This is a genomic window from Desulfoplanes formicivorans, assembly GCF_001748225.1.
In the GTDB taxonomy this organism is placed as follows: Bacteria; Desulfobacterota; Desulfovibrionia; order Desulfovibrionales; family Desulfomicrobiaceae; genus Desulfoplanes; species Desulfoplanes formicivorans.
Window position 1 is genome coordinate 144,009 of the sequence record NZ_BDFE01000020.1, and the last position, 22,366, is coordinate 166,374.

Sequence of the window (22,366 nt, forward strand, 5' to 3'; positions counted from 1 at the left end):
ACAAAAAGCCCCGCATTATGCGGGGCTTTTTGTATATCCTGTTTTTAACGCTGGTCATGATTTCCCGGGAGGTGTTGTGTCCTCTGACGTACCGAATTTCTTGAGTCCCTCGGCCAGGACCGTCAGCTTGGCGTCCACAGCATGATTGATACTCCCCTGAGGATACCTGCCGTCAGCCTGGCGTGTGCCCGGATCGGTGCCCGTGAGAATGCGCATGCCCTCGTCCACGTTGGAAACCGCCCAGATGTGAAAGGTTCCCTTTGCAACGGCCTCGACCACTTCATGGCGGAGCATGAGGTCCTTGACGTTGCTTTGGGGGATGATGACGCCCTGTTCGCCGGTTAAGCCCATGTGCTTGCAACAGGAATAGAACCCCTCGATTTTCTGGTTCACGCCACCTATGGCCTGGATTTCCCCCTTCTGGTTGACGGATCCGGTGACCGCGATTCCCTGTTTGATGGGAATATCGGCCAGACTTGACAAGAGGGCGTACACCTCGGTGGAGGAGGCACTGTCGCCGTCCACGCCGGAATAGCTCTGTTCAAAGGCAATGGACGCGCTCATGGCCAGGGGTTTGTCCTGGGCGTATTTGTCCCGCAGATATCCGGACAAGATGAGCACGCCTTTGTTGTGGGTGGCTCCTGAAAGATCGGCTTCCCGCTCGATATTGATGATCCCGGCCTTGCCCATGGAGGTGGTCGCTGTAATGCGGCTCGGCTTGCCGAACATGTAATCCCCGAGGGCGTACACGGCCAAACCGTTGACCTGACCCACCACGGCACCCTGGGTATCAATCATGATCGATCCGCGATTGATCATCTCCTGGATTTTTTCCTCGATGAGGTTGGATCGGGTGATCCGGGCCTCAATGGCCTGATGAACATGCTTGTCCGTGATCTTGTCGGCCTTGTCCTGGGTGGCGAAATAATCCGCTTCCAGAATGAGATCACCCAGCAGGGGAAAGGTGGTGGCGATTTTTTCCTGCCGCCCGGCCATGCGCACGGCCTGCTCCACCAGGGCGCCCACGCCCATGCGGCCAAAGGGCTTGAGACCGTGTTTGTCGGTCTGGCTGCGCACAAAGGCCGCCAGGGAAAGAATCGACTCCTCTGTCTTGTCCATGCTCTGGTCAAAATCCGCCCTGACCTTGAAGATCTTGGCCGTGTCTTCGTCATAGGCCCGAAGCAGCGAGTATACGTACCTGTTGGAAAGAACGATCACCTTCACGTCCATGTCAATGGGTTCGGGTTTGAGTCCGGTGGTCGTGAAGAGATAAAAGGGATCATAGGTTTCGATTTCCATTTTCCGGCTTTTGAGGGCCCGCTTGAGGGCGGGCCAGACTCCCGGCTCCATGAGGGCGTCCATGAGATTGACGATGAGATACCCGCCGTTGGCCTTGATAAAGGATCCCGCCTTGATCTTGCTGAAATCCGTGCGCCACATGCCGCTTCGGTCCACGATACGTTCAATGGACCCGAACAGATTGCGATAGGTGGGATAGTTTTCCACAATGACCGGCACCCCCTTTTGATCCGTGTGATCCGTCAGCACGTTGACCGTATACTGGGTGAAGGGATCGCCCACGGGCATCATGGCCTGGGCCATCATGGATTCCTTGGAGGGTGCCTGGAAGATGCGCATGTTTTCAAGCATGTCCTCGATCATGTCCGATAGATGGGTCGCAAGAATGTCGGAATCATAGGATGCCGTCAGATTGTCGATGTGTTCGCGGACAAGATTGGTGAACATGACATGATCAATCTGTTTGTTCTTTTCATAAATTTCCTTTTGCAGCGCCCGGATATCCCTGAACGTGGCATCAATCTGCTGACGTATTTCCTGGTAGTTGTGCTTGAGCTTGGCCAATTCGTCCTTGGGAAAGCGGCCCTTTTCCACCATTTGTTCCACCTTGGCCAAGGGCATGGGCTCGCCGTCCACCAGCGGCATGACATCGGGTGGCTGGCCCTGTCTTCCCTGGATGGTCACCAGTGCGAAACCGGCTTCCTTGACCTTTTTTTCCAGGGCCATGAAAAAGCTGGTTGTCTTTTTTTCATAGGCGTCGCTGATTTCGGTTTTCCGGTTGATGTATTCCTGGCTTTCGAAGAGTTGCGGAACTTCCTTTTTCAGGGTCTCGATGAGATCGTGCATGTCCTTTTTGAGCTGCTGACCCTTGCCTGGAGGAAGACGGAGCAGGACAGGTGCTTCGGGATGTTTGAAATTGTGCAGATAGCAGAGATCATCAGGCACGCTGGTTTGTTTGGCAGCCACCTCCTCCACCAGTTGCCGGACGGTTTCGGTGCGTCCGGTGCCTGCCTGACCGGTGACAAAAATGTTGTAGCCGTCACGGCGCATGCCAATGCCGAAGTGCAGGGCCTCAATGGCCCTGTCCTGGCCGAGAATGGTGGTGAGGGGATCGATTTCACTGGTATCGTCAAAGGGTAGGTCGGCCGGATCCATGCGCCATCTGAGCTGGGCAACAGGTATCTTGTACGTGGTATCGTGTTCACTCATGGCAGTTCTCCTTGGCAAAAAGTCGTTCCTTGTGGTCCCGAGGGGTGCCTTTCAGATGCTGATCGTTCATGACGGAATGATCACCTGGATTCTGCGTGGTTTGGGCATTGATTTCTTGGGCAGGGTGATGATCAGGGTTCCTTCCCGATAGATCGCTTTGATGCCTTGTTCCTGGATGTGGCCGGGAAGGCTGACCCGAAAGGAAAAGCTCTGGGTTGTGGGACCGTGCGGGCCCGCAGGCGATATCTCCTGATTTCCCTGAATGATCAGATCGTGATTGATGATGGTCACCTCAAGGCTGCGGGTACACAGGGCGGGGATATCCATTTTGACGAAGAAGGACGTCTTGTTTTCAAAGGTGATGAGCTTGGGGTCGCCTGTCCGCATGTCGTGGGGGAAGGGGTGGCTGAAGTCCCGCATGAAGCAGGACAGCAACTCGTCCATGTCCTGTTTGATCTTCTGAAGTTCTTGATTTTTCCATAGGATCAGGTCAGACATATCGTGCCTCCGGAAAAGATGGGTCGATGGTGGATGGTCGATCGTTCTTTTCCCGTACACCCTGTTTGGACTGTTGACCATGATTTTTTGTTCCTGCAGGACCATCCTGCCTGTCATCAAGAGAGACCCGCCCCATGCTCACCCCGGTTCCTTCTGTTTTTACGGACCGTTTTGTCGGTGCCCACATGTCCATTTCCGGAGGACTGGAACGGGCCTTTGAGCGTATCCGCCATATCGGGGGGACCGCCTTGCAGATCTTTTCCCGCAATCAGCGGCAGTGGAAGATTCCCCCTTTGGATGCCGGCACCTTGAGTGCGTTTTCCCGGCAATGGAAAATCTGGGGCCCCTATCCGGTGTTTGTCCACGACTCCTATCTGATCAATCTGGCAGGCACGGATGCGGTCAAGGTGGGACGATCCGTTGACGGATTTGCCGTGGAACTTTCCCGGGCCGAGGCCCTCGGGGTATCCGGCCTTATCACGCATCCCGGGTCCCATTTGGGGGCAGGGGTGCGCAAGGGATTGGCAAACTATGTGCGGAATCTGGATCGGGCCTTTGAGCAGAGCCAGACCCGTCAGGTAACCGTGCTTGTGGAGACAACAGCCGGGCAGGGCACCAATTTGGGCTCCCGATTTGAAGAATTGACCGCCATTCTGGAGGGTTCGGCCTATACAAACCGGTTGGGAGTGTGTTTTGATACCTGCCATGTGTTTGCGGCAGGCTATGATCTGACCACCCCGGCAGGCCATGAAGCCACCTTTGAGAAGTTGGATAAATTGATCGGTCTGGATCGCATCGGGTGCTTTCACATGAATGATTCCGCGTTTCCCTGCGGGTCGAAACGGGACCGCCATGCCCATGTGGGCCAGGGGCATATAGGGCTGCAGGGGTTCTCCCTGCTCATGCGCGATGCAAGGTTTCTGAAGGTGCCCATGATTTTGGAAACCCCCAAGGACAAAGCTGGGGGCATGGATCGGGTCAATCTGGCCTTGTTGAAAGAATGGGCAGAGGGTTAATTCCTGTTTGAGTAAAATTTTGGTTTGATTATTGCTGATTTTATTGATCGTCGGTAGTGTTTTCTCTGCATATTGCTTGATCCAAAGGCGTTGGTTTGACTATGGTTGTGCCGCCGGATCTCTCTATCCTGCATACGGTGCTGTTTTTTCATTGTGGCGGCCAAGGGCAGGCGTATCCTTCAGGAAACAAACATGCCCGTAAACCAGGTCTTACTAAAATGAATGACCGTTATGAACATTTGATAACGGAATTGAAAATAACCTTGTATGAGAATGAACATTTTTGTATCGCCCGCCGCCTTGGAGCCAAGAGTCGTGTTTGCAGGTGATGGTTCCACATATCCCCTCATGTCCATTTCCTACCCGGAGGAATCATGCGTTTGAATTTTTATCAGAAGATCATCACGGGAATCGTGTCGGCAATGATAGTTTTGGTCATTGGAATATGCACCCTCAACTATCTGCAGTCCAAAGAGACCCTGTATACCTTGGGTAAGGGATCGTTGAACACGGTATCTAGAACGCTCTCCAATTTTTTGGCCATGCAAAATCAGGCTTTGCAAAAGCATTTCAATGGCCCCTTGGCCACCATGCTCAGTGATATCGAGAGTGAGGGGGGGATTTTCGTCAACAAGGAACAGCTCATGGAGGTGACGGTTCGGAATCAGAGCACCCTTGAATCCGAAACCATGTCCATCCCCACATTGTATGTTGGCCTGAGCAAGGGGTATGAGTCCACCCAACTGGTGGACAAGATTGATGCTGTTTCCTCCACGGCAGCAAGTGTTTTTCAGGTTGTTCCCGGAAAGCTTATTCGGGTGAGTACGACCATTAAAAACGATCAGGGCAAGCGGATTGTTGGCACATATATCCCTTCTACAAGTCCGGTTTATCAAACGGTGATGCAAGGCAACGATTATCGGGGCATGACCGATATTTCCGGGGAAAAGTATCTCGCCCTGTATCATCCGGTGCTTGATCAGGACGGGAAGGTGGTGGCTGTTCTTTTTGTGGGCACCAAAGTGCTGACTCCGGAATTCGAGCGCTTTTTTGCTTCCATCAATGTGGCCGGCAAGGGGCATGCCTTTTTGATGGATGAGCAGGGCCAACTGCTTCTCCATTCGGACAGGGAGAAGGTGAGGCGTTCGTTGCCTGCGGCCATCTGGGATGACATCCGGGGACACGAGGAAAGGGATCTGCAATACAAGGTAGACGGGGTGTTGTGGTCCGCGCATGCGCGCCAGTTTGAACCCTGGGGCTGGTATGTGGGTGTTGCCCTGGACGAGGGAAGCATGCTTGCCGGAATGGATGCCAAGGCTCTGGTGACCGGGATTATTGTAGTCATCGCTTCGACGATCCTGTTTACCATCATTATCATGGTCATGCTTCGCTTCTTGATGCGTCCCCTGCTGTCCCTGGCTGAAACGGCCAAGAAAATTGCTGCAGGAGATCTTGACGCCCGAACCGAGTACGATCGCAAGGACGCCATTGGCGATACCACCCAGGCGGTGAACGTCATGGCCGTGGAGATCAAGAAGAAGCTGGGCTTTGCAGCCGGAGTTCTCGAAGGGATCACCTTGCCGGCCGCTGTCATTGATCATCGCAACCAGTTTACCTTTATCAATCAGGCCATGATCGACATTCTGGGTACGGATCTGACCAGAGAGGATTGTCTGGGTAAATCTTCCGGCGAGGTGGTCAACCATGGTAGGGGCGGGGAAACCCTTGCCGAACGCAGCCTCAAGTCAAGGGAACAGATCAACGAGGAAATCGTGTACACCACCCCGCATGGAGTACAAAAAAACGTTTCCATCTCGGCAACCCCGGTATTTGATCTGGATGGTAATCTGCTGGGAGTGCTTTCGTTGTGGGTGGATCTTACGGAAATTCGTGCCCAGCAGAAGCAGATTGAAGAGCAGAATAGGAATATTGCCGAGGTGGCCAGAAAAACGGAAGGCGTGGCCGAACAGGTTTCCACAGCGGCCGAAGAATTGGCCGCCCAGGTTGAGGAGTCCAGCCGGGGTGCTGATCAGCAGCTTTCCCAGGCCGAAGAGACCCAGGTGGCCATTGAGCAGTTGAGCACCACAGCCATTGACGTGGCCCGCAATGCGTCCATTGCGGCCAATCTGGCTGAGGAAACAAAAGCCAACGCCCAGGAAGGGGCTGTGGTTGTCACCGAAATGGTGGAGCTCATAGAGACCGTTGCCCGGGTTTCCGGGGAAATGCAGCAGGACATGGAGGAATTGGGCAAGCAGGCGCAGGGAATCGGCGATATTTTGGGTGTGATCACGGATATTGCCGACCAGACCAATCTGCTTGCGCTTAATGCGGCCATTGAGGCTGCTCGTGCAGGCGATGCCGGACGGGGATTTGCCGTGGTGGCCGACGAGGTCCGCAAGTTGGCGGAAAAAACTATGGTTGCCACCAAGGAAGTCAGTTCGACCATTGGGTCCATTCAGAAAAGTGCCCAGGCCTCCATTGAAGCGACCAGAAGATCCGGGAAGCTGATTGAACAGACAACGGGATTAGCCGACCGTTCGGGTAAATCTCTGGAGTCAATGGTCGACAAAATTCAGGAAAACGCTGATCAGGTCATGCGTATTGCCGCGGCTGCCGAGGAACAATCTGCCGCCAATGAGGAAATCCGCGAAGCCATGCACTCCATCCGACGCATTTCCGAGGAAACAGCCAATGCCATGACTGAATCGGCCCGTGCCATCACCGAATTGGCCCAGCTGTCCCTGGAACTCAAGGCAGGTATGCAGGGTATGGTGGCGGGAGAGCGTTCCCGATCGGATGAAGAGTTGGCGGTCACCGAGGAGTAGGGCGGGCATGCCCCTCTCCTCAGACAGCTGATAGATGCACGATGCACAAAGGCCCCGGATGATCCGGGGCCTTTGTTTTGGTTCCTGCGGTTGGAAATACTGTGGGTGTTTCGTGATTTCTGTCCCTTCTGACCAGAGCATGAAGGGACTCTGTCATGTAATCTGTTCTGGTGCCGGGAAAGGATCCTGCATCTTGAAGGGCATGCAGACTTGTCCCGGAAGATTTCTGGTGCTCATTGGTTAGTTGGTAGAAGTAGCGGACGCAGCGGCTTCCTGCAAATCTTTGGACAGGACGCTGCGCACCGCGTCGGCAAATTTGTCCAGTTCCTTTGCATGCAGATGGGCTTCAATATCTTTGGCCGACTCGATGTCGGCAAAGGAACAATGCAGGGTACACAGGAGATTCACGGAAATGGCCTTGCCGTTTTGTTCAACAATGGACAGGATATTCGAGGTCTTGAATCGCTGTTTCATGTCTCTGGGGAACAACCCCATGTGCAGCAGTTCCTTTTTGGGGAAGAACAGATACCGGATGGCCATGACCTGGTTGGAAAAGGCCTGATTCTGGAAACCCGCATCCAGATCAAGACCCTGCTCACGGGAGGTGGATATCATGGCAAAGATGTCGGCAGCTATGCTTTGGGCATAGGACATGGTTTCACTGGGAGATTCCATGGGTCGCTATCCTCGCTTGGGGTAAGAAAAAAGATGGCGGAAAGCATTGCATCCATCGTCGATGCGCTGCATAAGAACAGTAAGCAGAAAGGGACATTGTCCTTGATTGGCCTGCAGGTCAAGTGATACGCAGGTATGCAGGCATCCATCCCTGTGGATGAGCCCTGGACCGTGGCAACAAGGAGGTTCGTCTTCATGCCCGTGACCGATTACACCCGCGATTCTGAGTATTTTTCAGCATCTCAGCAAGGGGATGTTGTTACCTTTCGTTTCAAGCAAAACCGTTTGATGCATGCCTCCCTGTTCGAGGCCAAGAATGCAGTCCTTGGGTATCTCGAGGAGGTGTCCCGGGCCGACGCGGTCAAGGTTGTCATCATCATGGGCAATGCTGGTCATGATGATTGCGATCAATACCGTTCGGTCTGTTCCATGATCCGTTCCGGTGAACTGCCGGAAACAGCGATTCTGCGCATGTTCAGGGCGGTTGATCAGCTCATGCTCACTCTGGTGGGTTCTTCGACCATGTTCGTGGGGGTGAGCGCCGGGGAAACCGTTCCCCTGCTTTTGAGCGTCAATCTTGCCTGCGATTACCGGATAGCCGGCCAGTCCCTGAGGGTTCGCCATCTCTATCAGGATGAGGGCCTGCTTCCCAAGGGCGGCCTCCCCTTTTTCTTTGGCCGTCGCGTGGGCAGGAGCAAGGCGCTGGAATGGCTGGTTCTCAAGGATCGCATCAGCGCCCGGGATTGTCTGGACCTGGGTCTGGTGGACCGGGTTGTACCTGATGAGCTTCTTGAATCAACGGCGCAGGATATTGTCCGAACCTTGTCCAGGTACCCCAAGCCCCTTTTGGCCCGGTTCAAGCGATTGCTCAATCGCTCCCTTGAAGGGCTGCCCGAGTATCTGGAAGAGGAAAACAGGGAATTGTGCTTTGTTTTGGAAAATGCAAACTGCTTGGGGGGGGCATGAGGCATACGTCAGACCATTTGGAAGAAGGCGTGGATGTTGGCGAACAGACCCTGCCAACGGCCTGTTCGTCGGTGTCCCGGGCGGGTCATGGTGATCTTCTGCGGTTCAGCAAGATCCTTGATCTCAGCCATGATCTTCTGATTCTGGCCGAGTGCAGCAATGGACGGATTGTGGATGGCAACCGAACGGCCTGCACCCGTCTGGGCTATGAGTATGACCAGCTCACGCGGTTGCACCTTGATCGCATCCTTTCTTCCCGGGTCATGGAACGGGTGCGGGGAATGCTGACACTCCAGGGTGCAGAGTTCGCCGAGATCACGGGGGAATTGATCACCTCTTTTGGAGAAGGCATTCCCGGGGAGATTGTTCTGCAACGGATGTTACGGGAAGATGCCTGTTACCTGGCTGTCGTGATCAGGGATAGTGGTCGGCTGATGCGGGTCCAGGAAGACAAGCTGCGTCTTGAGCAGCAGCTTTTGGAGGCCCGGCGCATGGAAACCATCATAACCTTTGCCGGAGGACTTGCTCACGATTTCAACAATCTGCTTCAGATTGTCTCGGGAAATATTCAGATCCTCGGCCTGAAGAACAGGGATGCGAATCTCAAACGGCATATTCAGGCCATTGAGCAGGCCACCCTCACGGCGAGCCAGCTGGTACAGCGACTGCGGACCATCAGTCGGAAGGGTGAGCGCAGCAAACACCTGGTTCATCTCAATGATGTCATCCGGGAGGTCTTACGTCTGCGCAAACAGCATATTCCGGAAAAGGTCGTCGTGGACCTCCAGCTGGATTCTTCGTTGCCCGGGATTCTGGCAGATGGTGTGCACATGGAGCAGCTTTTCTTCAATCTGCTGCAAAATGCCCTTGATGCCCTGGATGGTCAGGGACGCATACACGTGGCCACGTGTTTGCAAGAGCTGTCTTCTGAGGATGCGCACGCGTATGGTGATTTGAAACCCGGGCCGTACGTCCGGTTCTCCTTTGCCGACACCGGCCAGGGCATGGTCGAAGAGGTGCGAACCAGAATTTTCGAGCCCTTTTTCACGACCAAAAAGGCGGGTGAGGGTACAGGTCTGGGGCTTTCCACGGTATACGCCATTGTCCGGGATCACGAAGGACATGTTACCTGCCGTTCGGTACCCGGACAGGGGACAACGTTCAGGTTTCTTTTTCCGGCTGTCCCGGAGGCAGCCGTCCCGCAAGAGCATAGGGGCATGGATAGTCAGGCATGAACGTCCTTTGGCCGGGGACGTTTTCGAATGGTGGGCTGCACAGTGACCAGAAGGTTCGGATGTCCGGTGGTCAATGAGAGTGATGGGATTTTTGGCGACACCACAAGGGGCGGAGGGTGGCCCATCGCACTGACGGCAGGGGGGGCCATCCAGATCCTGTCAGCAATGTGCACCATTACGGGGCTACGGCGTGGCGCTGACCGCCTTCTGCCGATGCTGTCAGAGGGAGTTCCTGACCGGTCTTTCCTGAAGCATGTGCAAAGGACTGCGGATCCATGAACAGCCAGACAAGGAGGGCACTATGACCAAAATCATGTATATCAAGGCATCACCTCGAGGGAACCGTTCTCACGCCACCCATGTGGCCGATTTTTTTGTGGAGGAATGTCTTCGGATCAACCCGGAAACCGAGGTGCTGGTCCGGGACCTCTTTACCATGGATCTGCCTCTGCTGGACGGGGCCATGCTTGAGGCCAAGTACAATATCATGCACGGTCGAGAACACACCTCCGAGCAGCGTGATCGCTGGAGGGCCGTGGAACGGGTGATCGAAGATTTCAAGAGCGCCAACCGGTATGTTTTTGCTGTTCCCATGTGGAATTTTTCCATCCCCTATCATTTGAAGCATTTTCTTGATGTGATTTCTCAACCGACCTATACCTTCAATGCCGGACCCCAGGGGTACGAAGGCCTTCTCAAGGACAAGAAGGCATTTGTGGCCTATGCCCGTGGCGGAGAGTATCCCGCTGGCACCCCGCACGAGGCCTTTAATTTCCAGGCCCCGTATCTCGAATTCATGCTCGGATTTATGGGCATTACCGATGTGGTTACCGTTGCCGTGGAACCGACCCTTGGGGATATGGCTCTTCGGGATGCGGCCCGGGACAAAGCCCTGCAAACAGCCCGCAAGGTTGCCGCGGATTTTTGAAGGTTCTGCCCCTTGTGCCTGTTGTGCGCGTCGCATGGACATCTGTTGTGAATGTCCATGCGACGCGCTGTTTTTGGGCCCCTTTTTCTTGGAGGGCGGGCCTGACCGCTTTGCACGGTCTTGCTGGAACACCTCTTTTACCCCCCTGTTTGCTTGCGGATTTTGCTTGACCCTGGTGGGGTTCAAGAATATGAAGATATTTCAATATCAGCATATCTTGATATAGATATTTCAACATTCATGAATCATGGACATTCTTGCCTGCTGTAAAGCTTTTGCCGACATGACCAGGGCCCGGCTGGTCAACGTGCTCCACCACTATGAACTCAATGTGGGGGAGCTTGTTTCCGTTATGGGCATGGGCCAGTCCCGCATTTCTCGGCATTTGAAGATCCTGACCGCCTGCGGATTGCTTGTTTCCCGGCGGGACGGGTTGTGCATGTTTTACCGGACGGCTTCTGAAGGTCCGGCCGGCACGTTTTTGCAGTGTGTGCTGCCCCTCATGGAGCAGGAGCAGGAAGAGGTGTTGGGCGGCGATCTGGTTCAGGCTGCCGAGGTGGTCCGGGACCGGATCAACAGGACCCGCCATTTTTTCGACTCCATTGCTGTTTCCTGGGATCGGCTGAGTAACGAGGTGTTCGGGGAAATGGATATTGTCCATGAGGTCCTGAGCCGGATTCCCCGGTGCACGACCATTGCCGATCTCGGGTGCGGTTCCGGGAGCCTGCTGACAGGTCTGGGACAAAAAGCCGATACGGTCATCGGGGTGGATTGTTCGTCCAAGATGCTCGAACTGGCCGAGCAGCGGGTGTTTTCCCACGGCGGGGTCAGCCTGCGCATAGGCGAGCTGGAGCACCTGCCTCTTCGGGACGGGGAAACGGATTTTGTGGTCATGTCCATGGTCTTGCATCATATCATCCATCCCGAGGCCGCTATTGGTGAAGCTGCCCGGATTCTGGAAAAAGGGGGCGGCCTGTTGCTTGTGGACTTCAAACGGCACGCCAACGAATCCATGCGCACCGAGTACGGTGACCGCTGGCTCGGGTTTGCCGACGAAGACGTGCACGCCTGGCTGGATCGCGCGGGGTTTGTGGTCTCTGCCCTGGATGCCTTTCCCGTGAACAAGGGGCTGGTGATCAACATGTTCCAGGCCAAAAAGGTGTAGGCCCTTTGAGGCTGCAGGCAACAACAGGGAATGTTTTCCTGGTTGGCGGCCTTCATGCCTGAAGGGGCTGATCCTGCAATGTGACATAACGGTATTTTTTCCACGAGTGAAACCGGTTTTATACCCAATGGCCCGCAGGTGAAGGAGAAAACGTGCGGTGCCCCGAGGGGACAGGTTTTTCGCGTACAGCTTCAGACATCAAACATACAACTATTCAAGGAGAATCGAGATGGTACAACCATATGAAGGCACGCTGCAGTACAAGGTGGCGGATATTGCCCTGGCCGAATGGGGACGCAAGGAAATGGATCTGTCACAAAAGGAAATGCCCGGGCTCATGGCCCTTCGGGAAAAATACGGCAAGGACAAGCCCCTGGCCGGATTTCGGGTGACAGGTAGTCTGCACATGACCATTCAGACGGCCATGCTCATCGAAACCTTGCATGCCCTGGGCGCGGATATCCGGTGGGCTTCCTGCAATATTTTTTCAACCCAGGACCATGCAGCCGCTGCCGTGGCCAAGGAAGGGCTGGCCAAGGTTTTTGCCTGGAAGGGCGAGTCCCTTGAAGAGTATTGGTGGTGTACGGAACAGGCCCTTACCTGGCCCGATGGATCAGGTCCCCATCTGATCGTTGATGACGGCGGCGATGCCACCCTGCTTGTGCATCAGGGCGTCAAGGTGGAAAAGAATCCTTCCCTTGTGGAAAAGACCTACGAGGTCAGGGAGTTCCAGATCATCATGGATCGTCTTGCCCACAGCCTGAAGGTCGATCCCGGCAAGTGGACCCGCATTGCCAAGGAAATCCGCGGGGTTTCCGAAGAGACGACCACGGGTGTACATCGTCTGTATCACATGGAAAAGAATGGGGAGCTTTTGTTTCCGGCCTATAATGTCAACGATTCCGTTACCAAGTCCAAATTCGATAATTTGTACGGGTGCAGGGAGTCCCTGGCCGATGGGATCAAACGGGCCACGGATGTCATGGTTGCCGGCAAGATTACCGTGGTCTGCGGATACGGTGATGTGGGCAAGGGGTGTGCCCAGGCCATGCGCGGACTCGGTTCCCGGGTGCTGATCACTGAAATCGATCCCATCTGCGCCCTGCAGGCAGCCATGGAAGGGTTCGAGGTGGTAACCATGAACGAGGCCGCGCCTTTGGGAGACATCTTTGTCACGGCCACGGGCAATTATCATGTCATCCGGGGCGAGCACATGGAAATGATGAAAGATGAGGCCATTGTCTGTAATATCGGTCACTTTGATAGCGAGATTGAAATGAGCTATCTGGAAAACAGTGATGTGTGCACCAAAGAGGAAATCAAGCCCCAGGTGGACAAGTGGACCCTCAAATCCGGTCGGTCCATTATTGTCCTGGCCGAGGGCCGGCTGGTCAATCTCGGATGCGCCACGGGTCATCCCAGCTTTGTCATGAGCAACAGCTTCACCAACCAGGTTCTGGCCCAGCTTGATCTGGCAGCCCATCGCTACGAGCCCAAGGTCATGGTTCTGCCCAAAATTCTGGACGAGGAAGTGGCCCGGCTTCATCTAGACCGGCTCGGAGTCAAACTGGACAAGCTGACCAAGGAACAGGCCGAATATATTGGTGTGCCCGTGGAAGGACCGTACAAACCGGACTATTATCGCTATTAAGGCGATTGCCGGTGGTACTGGCTGCGCCTCTGGGGAACGTATCGGGTTTCCACGGGGGTGCTCAGATCAGCCACCACCTTCAACTTCAAACCTCGCATTGCAAGCCACATTTCAATGACCACAACACAACCAAAACGCAAGCGCTCCTTTTTGAAGGGCATTCAGGCCTTTTTCAAGGCCAATCTCATCGCGGGGCTGCTCTTTTTGACCCCCCTGGTGGCCACGTTCTTCTTCCTGCGCATGCTTATCCAGTGGATGGACAGGATTTTGCTTGTCATCCCCCAAGGGTATCGGCCCGAAGATGTGCTTCCCTTTCCGATTCCCGGCCTCGGACTGATCATCATCGTCCTGTTGCTCCTGATTACCGGCATGCTTGTGCGCAATTATCTGGGTCGCCGTCTGGTGGCCATGTGGAATTATATCATTGCCCATATCCCTCTTGTGAACAAGTTCTACGTTTCGGTGCAGCAACTGGTGGAAACGGTCGCCAACGGGGGGACCAAGGATTTCAAACGGGTCGTTCTGGTGGAGTTCCCCCGGACCGGCGTGTATTCCCTGGCCTATGTCACCGGAGTTGCCGTGGGCGAACTGCAGGAAAAGACGCATAAGAAGGTTATCAACCTGTACGTCCCGACAACGCCCAATCCCACCTCGGGCTACTATCTCATTGTTGACGAAAACGAGGTCATCGAGCTGGACATGAGTGTTGAGGATTCGTTCAAACTTCTTATCTCCGGAGGGATTATCAATCCGGATAATGGCAAGAACCATTCAAAAAATCTCAAGGGCCGTCGCGCCAGAAACTAGTGAGGACACAAGAACCATGATCATGACCACAGACCGCTATCTGTTTACATCCGAATCCGTGACCGAAGGCCATCCGGACAAGATTGCCGATCAGATCTCCGATGCCATTCTGGATTCTCTGCTGGATCAGGACCCCAACTCCCGCGTGGCCTGCGAAACCCTGGTGACCACGGGCATGGCTTTTATTGCCGGTGAAATCAGCACCAGTGCGTATGCCGATTTTCCTTCCATCGTCCGGGACACCATCCGGGAGATCGGGTACACGGGGTCGGATATGGGGTTTGATGCGGACACCTGTGCCGTTGTCTCCTCGGTGGACAAGCAGTCTGCCGATATCGCACAGGGCGTGGACCGCAAGGCCCCCGAAGAGCAGGGAGCCGGTGATCAGGGAATGATGTTCGGGTTTGCCACCAATGAGACCAAAACCCTCATGCCCGCACCCATCTATTATGCCCACAAACTGTCCAGACGTCTTGCCTATGTGCGCAAGAACAATATCCTCGATTTCCTCCGTCCCGACGGCAAAACGCAGGTTTCCGTGGAATACGCCGGGGGCAAACCCGTGCACATCGACAACGTGGTGGTGGCCTGTCAGCACAATGAGAATATCGCTTATGCCGATCTTGCCGATGCCGTGCGCGAAGAGGTCATTCTGAAAAGTCTTCCCGAAGATCTGCTGGATGATGCCACCCGGATTTTCATCAATACCACCGGCCGGTTTGTGACTGGTGGTCCGGTGGCCGACTGCGGTCTGACCGGTCGGAAGATCATCCAGGACACTTACGGCGGCATGGGCAACCATGGCGGCGGGGCTTTCTCCGGCAAGGATCCGTCCAAGGTGGACCGGTCTGGTGCATACATGGCCCGGTACATTGCCAAGAACGTGGTTGCCGCAGGCCTTGCACCCACATGCGAGGTGCAGATTGCCTATGCCATTGGCGTTGCCGATCCCGTGTCGGTTCTGGTGACCACTGGCGGCAAGGGCGAGGTTTCGGACGAGGCCTTGAGCAAGGCCGTGCGCGAAGTTTTTGACCTGCGTCCCTATTACATCGTCAAGCAGCTTGATCTGCTCAGGCCCATCTACAAGAATACGGCATGCTATGGTCATTTCGGTCGTGAGCGGGTGGAATTTTCCTGGGAAAAGACCGACCGCATTGAAGACCTGAAAACCGCGGTCAAGCTGTAGATCATACCGGTACACGGTTGACTCGACACCCCGCTCGTCTGCAAGGATGAGCGGGGTATTTTTTTGAAAAAAAAAAGGGTTTGAAGGCTGGACTGATAGCCGCAACCGGCATCATGACCAAAAACAGTGCGTCATGTCTTGTGTCCCCATTTGCATCCTCTTTTTTACCCTTGACTTCATGGACGTGTATGCTATCCGTTTTGCAACTCGAGTTTGAAATCTCTAACAAAGATTGAGGATTTCATGGTGCCTGCAGCCAAGAAGGATTCGGACAATCGGCCTCTTACTCCGGCCATGGAAGATTACCTGGAAGCCATCTATCAGATCGGTCAGGAAAAGAAGATCGTCCGTGTGAAGGATATCGCCGTCAAGATGGACGTGAAGATGCCCACCGTGACCAGCATGCTCAAAAATCTCGGGGGGCGTGGTTACATCAACTACGAAAAATACGGGTACGTTGATCTGACCGGGGAAGGCATTTCCGTGGGCAGGGAGATCTGCCGCAAGCACGGGGTCCTGTACCATTTTCTCAAGGATATCCTGAATGTTGACCCCAAGACCGCTGACGAAGAGGCCTGCAAGATGGAGCATACCCTGTGCAGCTCCACCCTGGATCGGCTGGTCAAGTTCATGGAATTCATCCAGGCGTGTCCCCGGACAGGAGAGGGCTGGCTGGAATATTTTGAAGAGTTCATCAGGGACGGACGAACGCATGCAAAGTGTGCCAGGTGCACAGAGGATTTCACCCTCGAGTTCAAGGAACGGGTCGAGTCCCTGAGGGGACAGAAGGAGGAACCCGACAACGATTCCAGGGACATCCAGGTTTGATACAGGGATTCGCGTTGTTTTACATCTGATAGCTGTTTGAACGGGCATGCGGCCCTTAAGCCGCATGAGCCGTGCAACTCGTTTGCAAATACATATCCGGTACAGGGTAACCTGTGCCGGATATTTGTTTGTGGGGTTGCAGGGACGGTTTGGTTCAAGGGAGAAGAACAGGGTGGTCTTTTCCTGGGGAGTGTTGGGAGGTCAGTCCGCTCACGGATTCCCCCACAAGGGCACGCTCAGCAGCAAAGAAAGGGTTGCCCACATGATCAGGACCAGGGGAATGCCCACTTTCAGAAATTCCCCAAAGGTATATTCGCCGGCGTTCATGACAAGGAGGTTGGTCTTGTAGGCCATGGGAGTGGCAAAGCTCATGTTGGCTCCGAACAGGACGGCCAGGATGAAGGGTTCCGGGGGCAACCCCATCTGGCTGGCTATGGATGCGGCAATGGGTGTTCCTATGACTGCCGTGGCGTTGTTGGAAATGATGTTGGTGAAGATGGCCATGAGCATCATCAACGCGCTGGTAACCACGGCCGGAGACGCGTTTCCGAAGATACTCACAAAGAGTGCTCCAAGATATGCGGCCCCGCCGGTGGTGAGCATGGCCGTTCCCAGGGCCAGGCTGGTCACGACAATGAGAATGACCTGGGCACTGAGGGCGCGGGTTGCATCCCGCCAGCCAAGACAGCCGGTCATGATCATGAGCAGGGTACCGCACATGGCACTGATGGCGATGGGCAGGATATCCAGGGCCGAAATCGCGACAATGCCAATCATGATTCCCATGGCAATGGGTGCCTTGCGGGAATACGGGAGATCAACAATCGCATCCAGCACCATGACGTCCTTGGTGGTTTTGATGGCGGCAATTCTGTCTCGGGGGCCCTGAACGAGAAGGATGTCCCCTGATTGCAGCCTGATGGTCTCAATCTTGTCCCGGGAACGCTGGAAGCGTTTTCCGGATCGATGCAGGGCAAGGGGCATCAATCCGTAGCGGTCCACAAAACCAGCGCTGTCCAGGGTGGTTGCGGCGAGTCGGGAACCGGGAAAAATGGCGATTTCCGCGATTTGCTGATCGTCATCATGCAGGGGGTTATCGTCGTCAATGGGGGTGTCTTCTGATCCGGCCGGAAACAGGGTGCCCTGGAGGATTGTTTCGAATTCCTTGAGATTCTCCGGAGTATCGTCAATGACGAGATGATCGCCGGCCTGGAGGATGACGTCGGGCAGGAGCATGATGCCATTTCCCTCTCCCCGCTCCAAGGCAATGACGTGCATTTTGCCGTCGGTCAGGGACAGGGCCTTGGATAACGGTTTTCCCACAACCGGGCTGTCCTGGGTGATGGCCAGATGCGCCGTGAAGATGCGCGCCGAAGAGTCGCTGATGGCGAGTTTACGCTGGGGAAGAAGGCGGGGTGCGATGAGCCAGAGGTAGGCAATGCCGACACTGCCTGCCAGCGAGGCCGGAACGACAAAGTCGAACATGTTGAATTTTTCAAGGCCCATTTCAGCGGCCACCGCCACCACAAGGAGGTTGGTGGACGTGCCTATGGTCGTGGTGGTTCCGCCAAGGAGAGTTGAAAATCCCATGGGCATGAGAATGGGGGCCGGGGAGGTGCCGGTTTTCAGGGAAACACTGACAAGGACAGGAAGCAGGAGAACCACCACCGGAACGTTGTTGATGAACGCGCTGATGACCGCCCCGAGCAGCAGGGTCAGCAGAAGGGAGCCTTTTGGACTTTTGCGCCAGAGTTTCGCCAGGAACCTGCCGATGGGTTCCAGGGCTCCGGTGCGCAATATGCCGTGTCCGGCAATCATCAGCGAACAGACAGCGATCAAGGCTTCATTGCCAAAGCCGGTGAAGAAGTCGACGGCATGCAGGGTTTTTCCCTGGGCATGAAAGGGAAAAAGTTCGAACCCCACGGCAAGGGCCACGAGAACGAACAGGCTTGAGGACTCCAGGGAGATGTTTTTCCGGCTGAAAAGCACAAGGGCCACGGCCGTCAGGGCCAGCACCGCCATGGCGTGCAGGTTGGGGGGTGGGGGAAATGGCATCTTGCAGGCCCTCCTTGGCTGAAAACCTTGAGATGGTTGCTGCCAACGGATTGTTCAATTCTGCCTTTTGCCAGTCTGCCCTATCCTGTCAAAAAAAGTCCAGCCTCTTTTCCATGGGCACCGTGCTGTTGTGTCCACGCTGTTCGTTTGAGAGCAGGGTGTATTCCCATGAACAGCAGGCAGGGAGTACCGGAGTTACGAAAGTGAGCTGCTTGTGTTCCGTGTTTGGAGTTGATGGACATGGTACCGGTACCTTTGACTGAGAGCTCGTTCATTACTTCTACCGTTGCAAGGTATTCGGCCGTGTGCATATGAACTCATGTATTGGAGTTCTGAGCGGTTGGCTGGTCTGGAAAAAAATGGCGTTTTCTGGAAAACCGAATGGATGCCCTTATGGGGTTTGCTGTGTGCCAGATTGCGTTCTCTGGTCGTTTGGAGAGGGTACGTTCTGTCAATTCATGTCAAACCAGTTTGAATTGTCTAATTTGGCTTGACATCTCTATTTCTCTAATATAGGCGTCTAACTTCAAACGGCATTTATAAGTTTGTGAGTAGCTATCGTGCTGAAAACTATGGCCCCACACATGCTGGCTGATTGAGTTTCCCGAAATCTTCATACACCCATTGGGATGTAGAAGCGTTTGGTGGGTCTACATCCATATCAAAGGGGACATGCATGAATATGGAGTGCGATACATACCAAGCGGAAAGAGTATGTATGAAAATATGGAGACATCGTGATGCAAAGACATTGTTGTTGTAAATGTGCGAGGAAGAATCACGTACCAGGAGGCAAAGGCCTCTTCTTCCCTCTGGCAATAGCGGTGATTGGCGATCATGTACGTGTTGCAGCCATCAGGGGAGGAACGAGCTGCAAGGAACGTTTGTTCAGTATGGGAATTCAGCTTGAAGATGTTGTCCAGGTTGTTCAGTCCCGCCCAAATGGAGCGGTCCTGATTGCCAAGGGCGAAAACCGTTTGATGTTGGGAGGTGGTATGGCCCAGAAAATATTTGTCATTAAGGAGTGATATTATGGGAAAGACACTTGCTGACTTGGGGGTGGGAACGCGTGCCCGGGTGGTTGGTTTTGACAGAGGATCCAGGGACTATCGGAAGAAACTGCTGGCCATGGGGTTGATCAAGGGAACGGAGTTTATGGTCCACCGGGTGGCACCCATGGGTGATCCCATTGAGATTGAGGTAAGGGGTTATAATTTGAGCCTGCGAAAACATGAAGCCGTAACGCTGACAGTGGAGGGTGTGTCATCATGAGTGATTTTACCATAGGTGTAGTCGGCAATCCCAATTGCGGAAAGACTACCCTTTTCAATGCCTTGACCGGAGCAAAACAACGCATTGGCAATTGGCCGGGGGTAACGGTTGACAGAAAAACCGGGGTGTACACCCATAACAACCACACCATTGATGTGGTTGATACCCCCGGCATCTATTCCCTTTCTGCCTCCTCTGTGGATGAGGAAGTGGCACGAGATTATGTTCTTTCCAAAGAGGCGGATCTCATCGTCAATATTGTGGATGCCTCCAATCTGGAGAGAAACCTCTATTTGACCAGCCAACTCATGGAAATGCGGGTTCCCCTTCTTGTTGCCCTGAACATGATGGACATTGCCGAGGACAGGCTCATCAAGATTGATGTTGAGGGGTTGTCTCGCCAGTTGGGCTGCCCGGTGATCCCCATGGTTCTTCCCAAGGGTCGGGGGGTTGTGGAACTCAAGGATGCCATTGATGCGGAAGTTACCAAACCCAGGACCACTCCTGCGGCATCTGTCACCCATGCGGTTGAAGTTGAGGAGGGCGTGTTGGAACTCCTGCCTCTGGTGGAGCAGACTGCAGGGGCAAAAGGCTGGGATCCCAAGTGGATGGCCGTCAAGATACTTGAAAGGGATGAGCAAATCATGGCGGCCGCTTCTGAGGATGCTGTCAGCAGGGCACTGGAGTTACAGCGTAGTATTGAAGACAAAACAGAAGACGATCTGGATATTCTGATCGCTTCTGCCCATTACGGATTTATCAACTGGCTGACCAGGGATACGGTGAGCAAGAAAGGGGAGATCCAGGCATCTGTCTCGGATAAAATAGATGGGGTTGTTCTCAACCGGGTTTTCGGTATCCCCATTTTTCTTTTGGCCATGTACCTGATGTTCATGTTCACCATTAACCTGGGTGGAGCCTTTATTGATTTTTTTGATCAATTGGCCGGAGCCCTTTTTGTGGATGGGTTGGGGAATCTGCTTGCCTCGGTGGGCGTACCTGTATGGCTGAAAACCATACTGGCCAACGGTGTTGGGGGCGGTATTCAGACCATGGCCACCTTTATTCCGCCCATTGGGTTCATGTTTCTTTTTCTCTCTTTTCTCGAAGATTCCGGGTACATGGCACGAGCAGCCTTTGTGATGGATCGTTTCATGCGGGTTATCGGTCTTCCCGGGAAATCCTTCATCCCCATGCTGGTGGGATTTGGTTGTAATGTTCCGGCCATCATGGCCACCAGAACCCTGGAAAACCAACGTGACCGGACACTGACCATCATGATGAACCCGTTCATGTCCTGCGGCGCCAGACTGCCGGTTTATGCCCTGTTTGCTGCAGCCTTTTTCCCTTCGGGCGGCCAGAATCTGGTTTTTCTCCTCTATCTCATCGGCATAGCCTTTGCGGTTCTTACGGGACTTATCCTGAAGAACACCTTGCTCAAGGGAGAGATCACACCTTTTGTCATGGAGTTGCCCCCGTATCATGTACCCACAGTCAAGGCTGTTCTTCTGCGGACCTACGACCGGCTGCAAACCTTTTTGTTCAAGGCTGGCAGGGTGTTGATACCAGTCATTGTTGTGCTGGCATTTTTGAATTCTCTGGGTGTGGACGGAACCTTTGGGAATGAAGATACGCCCAATTCAGCCCTTTCTTCCGTGAGCAGAACCATAACACCGGCCTTGTATCCCATGGGGGTAACCGATGAGAACTGGCCGGCAACAGTGGGCATATTTACCGGTATCTTTGCCAAGGAAGCCGTTGTTGGCACCCTGAATTCCCTGTACAACGGGATGGATGTTGCAGCAGCCGGCGAAGCCAATGGGGGGGAAGAGGCCGAAGATGATCCCGGCTTCTGGGATGCCATTGGTGCTTCCTTTGCCACCATTCCTGCCAATCTTTCGGATCTGGCCGGGACGGTCCTGGACCCCCTGGGGCTGTCCATAGGCGACGTGTCCGATAAAGAGGCGGTTGCCCAGGAAATGGAGGTCAGCGTGGGCACCTTTGGCTCCATGGTGACCCTGTTTGGCTCCAAAGTGGCCGCTTTTGCCTACCTGCTCTTCATTCTGCTTTATTTTCCGTGCAGTGCAGCCATTGCCGCCGTGTACCGGGAAACAAACCTCAACTGGACGCTGTTTTCAGGCTTCTGGACCACGTTTCTGGCCTACTTTGCCGCCACAATGTTTTACCAGGTGGCAACCTTTGCCAGCCACCCCGCGCATTCCCTGATGTGGATCGTGGGTGACCTGTTGGCTCTGGGAATTGTTGTGGCCATCATGAAAGCCCTGGGTGCCAGGGACAAATGTGTTGTTTCTCCCTTCAGGGCCGCTGCAAAAGCTTAATTCCGTTATATGACAAGAGCGGGCATGAGGCTTACGCCCTTGTTTCCCTTTTATTAAAGGATATCACCATGACTCCTATTGAAATCCGAAAATATCTTCAGGAAAGAAAACTGGCCACATTGCACGATATTGCCCTCCATTTCAGGATGCCGGCACAAGCTATTATTCCCATGCTTGAATTATGGGTGGACAAGGGTAAGGTCAGAAAGCATTCGGGGAAACTGGGATGTGCAAAAGGATGCTGCAAGTGTGATCCTGCCACCATAGAGACCTATGAATGGCTCTCTTGAATCTCCTGCATGTCTGGGACGTCATTTCCCCACGTGATGCTGGAGAGAATCGGATCTGACAGGTGAGGCAGGATGCTGGTTGAACGAACCAAATTTTTTTCATCTGCGAGTTAGATCTATAA

19 protein-coding genes are annotated in these 22,366 nt (G+C 54.2%); 15 read left to right on the forward strand and 4 right to left on the reverse strand.

The window, feature by feature from the left end:
* Positions 1 to 54 precede the first annotated feature (54 nt).
* Together DPF_RS12175 and DPF_RS12180 are read right to left on the reverse strand one after the other, a co-directional pair.
* Positions 55 to 2,508 carry an ATP-binding protein gene (locus DPF_RS12175; RefSeq protein ID WP_069859951.1) on the reverse strand — a complete coding sequence of 818 codons (2,454 nt, stop codon included), beginning with the start codon at positions 2,506 to 2,508 and terminating at the stop codon, positions 55 to 57.
* Between the two features lie 66 nt (positions 2,509 to 2,574).
* Positions 2,575 to 3,006 (reverse strand): Hsp20/alpha crystallin family protein, encoded by a 432-nt coding sequence (locus tag DPF_RS12180; protein WP_176724261.1) that lies wholly within the window; start codon positions 3,004 to 3,006, stop codon positions 2,575 to 2,577.
* Positions 3,007 to 3,140: 134 nt separating this feature from the next.
* Between DPF_RS12180 and DPF_RS12185 the strand changes: the two genes are divergently transcribed.
* The 3 genes from DPF_RS12185 (at position 3,141) to DPF_RS12190 (ending at position 6,847) form a co-directional block, all read left to right on the forward strand.
* Positions 3,141 to 4,022, forward strand: coding sequence for a deoxyribonuclease IV (locus tag DPF_RS12185; RefSeq protein ID WP_069859953.1), 882 nt, complete (start codon positions 3,141 to 3,143; stop codon positions 4,020 to 4,022).
* A gap of 95 nt (positions 4,023 to 4,117) precedes the next feature.
* Positions 4,118 to 4,351 (forward strand): hypothetical protein, encoded by a 234-nt coding sequence (locus DPF_RS13930; protein ID WP_141721126.1) that lies wholly within the window; start codon positions 4,118 to 4,120, stop codon positions 4,349 to 4,351.
* Positions 4,352 to 4,396: 45 nt separating this feature from the next.
* Positions 4,397 to 6,847 carry a methyl-accepting chemotaxis protein gene (locus tag DPF_RS12190; protein WP_069859954.1) on the forward strand — a complete coding sequence of 817 codons (2,451 nt, stop codon included), beginning with the start codon at positions 4,397 to 4,399 and terminating at the stop codon, positions 6,845 to 6,847.
* Between the two features lie 240 nt (positions 6,848 to 7,087).
* On the opposite strand, the gene DPF_RS12195 is transcribed toward DPF_RS12190, so the two are convergent.
* Positions 7,088 to 7,522, reverse strand: a complete 435-nt coding sequence (locus DPF_RS12195) for a hypothetical protein (protein WP_069859955.1) — start codon at positions 7,520 to 7,522, stop codon at positions 7,088 to 7,090.
* Between the two features lie 195 nt (positions 7,523 to 7,717).
* Here DPF_RS12195 and DPF_RS12200 point away from each other — a divergent pair, with 195 nt between their 5' ends.
* The 8 genes from DPF_RS12200 (at position 7,718) to DPF_RS12235 (ending at position 16,288) form a co-directional block, all read left to right on the forward strand.
* Positions 7,718 to 8,488: an enoyl-CoA hydratase/isomerase family protein gene (locus DPF_RS12200; RefSeq protein WP_069859956.1), complete on the forward strand. Its 771-nt coding sequence runs from the start codon at positions 7,718 to 7,720 to the stop codon at positions 8,486 to 8,488.
* The gene (locus tag DPF_RS12205; RefSeq protein ID WP_141721127.1) at positions 8,485 to 9,723 is read left to right on the forward strand and encodes a two-component system sensor histidine kinase NtrB; all 1,239 of its coding nucleotides are present in this window, start codon (positions 8,485 to 8,487) and stop codon (positions 9,721 to 9,723) included. The genes DPF_RS12200 and DPF_RS12205 overlap by 4 nt, the downstream gene beginning before the upstream one ends.
* Before the next feature lie 301 nt (positions 9,724 to 10,024).
* On the forward strand, positions 10,025 to 10,651 hold the full coding sequence (locus DPF_RS12210) for an FMN-dependent NADH-azoreductase (protein ID WP_069859958.1): 627 nt from the start codon (positions 10,025 to 10,027) through the stop codon (positions 10,649 to 10,651).
* 247 nt (positions 10,652 to 10,898) lie between these two features.
* Entirely contained in the window at positions 10,899 to 11,816 is a 918-nt protein-coding gene (locus tag DPF_RS12215; RefSeq protein WP_069859959.1) for an ArsR/SmtB family transcription factor, read from the forward strand.
* 229 nt (positions 11,817 to 12,045) lie between these two features.
* Entirely contained in the window at positions 12,046 to 13,467 is a 1,422-nt protein-coding gene (gene ahcY, locus DPF_RS12220) for an adenosylhomocysteinase (protein ID WP_069859960.1), read from the forward strand.
* A gap of 114 nt (positions 13,468 to 13,581) precedes the next feature.
* Complete coding sequence (locus DPF_RS12225; RefSeq protein ID WP_069860159.1) at positions 13,582 to 14,274, forward strand: DUF502 domain-containing protein; 693 nt, start codon at positions 13,582 to 13,584, stop codon at positions 14,272 to 14,274.
* 16 nt (positions 14,275 to 14,290) lie between these two features.
* Entirely contained in the window at positions 14,291 to 15,460 is a 1,170-nt protein-coding gene (gene metK, locus DPF_RS12230; protein ID WP_069859961.1) for a methionine adenosyltransferase, read from the forward strand.
* A 213-nt stretch (positions 15,461 to 15,673) separates the two neighbouring features.
* Positions 15,674 to 16,288 (forward strand): metal-dependent transcriptional regulator, encoded by a 615-nt coding sequence (locus DPF_RS12235; protein ID WP_218069987.1) that lies wholly within the window; start codon positions 15,674 to 15,676, stop codon positions 16,286 to 16,288.
* 210 nt (positions 16,289 to 16,498) lie between these two features.
* On the opposite strand, the gene DPF_RS12240 is transcribed toward DPF_RS12235, so the two are convergent.
* Positions 16,499 to 18,343: an SLC13 family permease gene (locus tag DPF_RS12240; protein WP_069859963.1), complete on the reverse strand. Its 1,845-nt coding sequence runs from the start codon at positions 18,341 to 18,343 to the stop codon at positions 16,499 to 16,501.
* 740 nt (positions 18,344 to 19,083) lie between these two features.
* Between DPF_RS12240 and DPF_RS12250 the strand changes: the two genes are divergently transcribed.
* The 4 genes from DPF_RS12250 (at position 19,084) to DPF_RS12265 (ending at position 22,244) form a co-directional block, all read left to right on the forward strand.
* Positions 19,084 to 19,371: a FeoA family protein gene (locus DPF_RS12250; protein WP_083254701.1), complete on the forward strand. Its 288-nt coding sequence runs from the start codon at positions 19,084 to 19,086 to the stop codon at positions 19,369 to 19,371.
* Positions 19,372 to 19,375: 4 nt separating this feature from the next.
* Positions 19,376 to 19,615, forward strand: a complete 240-nt coding sequence (locus DPF_RS12255) for a FeoA family protein (RefSeq protein ID WP_069859965.1) — start codon at positions 19,376 to 19,378, stop codon at positions 19,613 to 19,615.
* Positions 19,612 to 21,954, forward strand: coding sequence for a Fe(2+) transporter permease subunit FeoB (gene feoB / locus DPF_RS12260; RefSeq protein ID WP_069859966.1), 2,343 nt, complete (start codon positions 19,612 to 19,614; stop codon positions 21,952 to 21,954). Before DPF_RS12255 ends, feoB begins: the two co-directional genes overlap by 4 nt.
* Before the next feature lie 68 nt (positions 21,955 to 22,022).
* Positions 22,023 to 22,244 (forward strand): FeoC-like transcriptional regulator, encoded by a 222-nt coding sequence (locus tag DPF_RS12265; RefSeq protein WP_069859967.1) that lies wholly within the window; start codon positions 22,023 to 22,025, stop codon positions 22,242 to 22,244.
* The last annotated feature ends 122 nt before the right edge of the window (positions 22,245 to 22,366 follow it).

Coding starts and splice junctions, on each gene's coding strand:
- DPF_RS12175 (WP_069859951.1), bottom strand. CDS start 2,508: ATGAGTGAACACGATACCACGTACAAGATACCTGTTGCCCAGCTCAGA.
- DPF_RS12180 (WP_176724261.1), bottom strand. CDS start 3,006: ATGTCTGACCTGATCCTATGGAAAAATCAAGAACTTCAGAAGATCAAA.
- DPF_RS12185 (WP_069859953.1), top strand. CDS start 3,141: ATGCTCACCCCGGTTCCTTCTGTTTTTACGGACCGTTTTGTCGGTGCC.
- DPF_RS12190 (WP_069859954.1), top strand. CDS start 4,397: ATGCGTTTGAATTTTTATCAGAAGATCATCACGGGAATCGTGTCGGCA.
- DPF_RS12195 (WP_069859955.1), bottom strand. CDS start 7,522: ATGGAATCTCCCAGTGAAACCATGTCCTATGCCCAAAGCATAGCTGCC.
- DPF_RS12200 (WP_069859956.1), top strand. CDS start 7,718: ATGCCCGTGACCGATTACACCCGCGATTCTGAGTATTTTTCAGCATCT.
- DPF_RS12205 (WP_141721127.1), top strand. CDS start 8,485: ATGAGGCATACGTCAGACCATTTGGAAGAAGGCGTGGATGTTGGCGAA.
- DPF_RS12210 (WP_069859958.1), top strand. CDS start 10,025: ATGACCAAAATCATGTATATCAAGGCATCACCTCGAGGGAACCGTTCT.
- DPF_RS12215 (WP_069859959.1), top strand. CDS start 10,899: ATGGACATTCTTGCCTGCTGTAAAGCTTTTGCCGACATGACCAGGGCC.
- ahcY (WP_069859960.1), top strand. CDS start 12,046: ATGGTACAACCATATGAAGGCACGCTGCAGTACAAGGTGGCGGATATT.
- DPF_RS12225 (WP_069860159.1), top strand. CDS start 13,582: ATGACCACAACACAACCAAAACGCAAGCGCTCCTTTTTGAAGGGCATT.
- metK (WP_069859961.1), top strand. CDS start 14,291: ATGATCATGACCACAGACCGCTATCTGTTTACATCCGAATCCGTGACC.
- DPF_RS12240 (WP_069859963.1), bottom strand. CDS start 18,343: ATGCCATTTCCCCCACCCCCCAACCTGCACGCCATGGCGGTGCTGGCC.
- DPF_RS12250 (WP_083254701.1), top strand. CDS start 19,084: ATGCAAAGACATTGTTGTTGTAAATGTGCGAGGAAGAATCACGTACCA.
- DPF_RS12255 (WP_069859965.1), top strand. CDS start 19,376: ATGGGAAAGACACTTGCTGACTTGGGGGTGGGAACGCGTGCCCGGGTG.
- feoB (WP_069859966.1), top strand. CDS start 19,612: ATGAGTGATTTTACCATAGGTGTAGTCGGCAATCCCAATTGCGGAAAG.
- DPF_RS12265 (WP_069859967.1), top strand. CDS start 22,023: ATGACTCCTATTGAAATCCGAAAATATCTTCAGGAAAGAAAACTGGCC.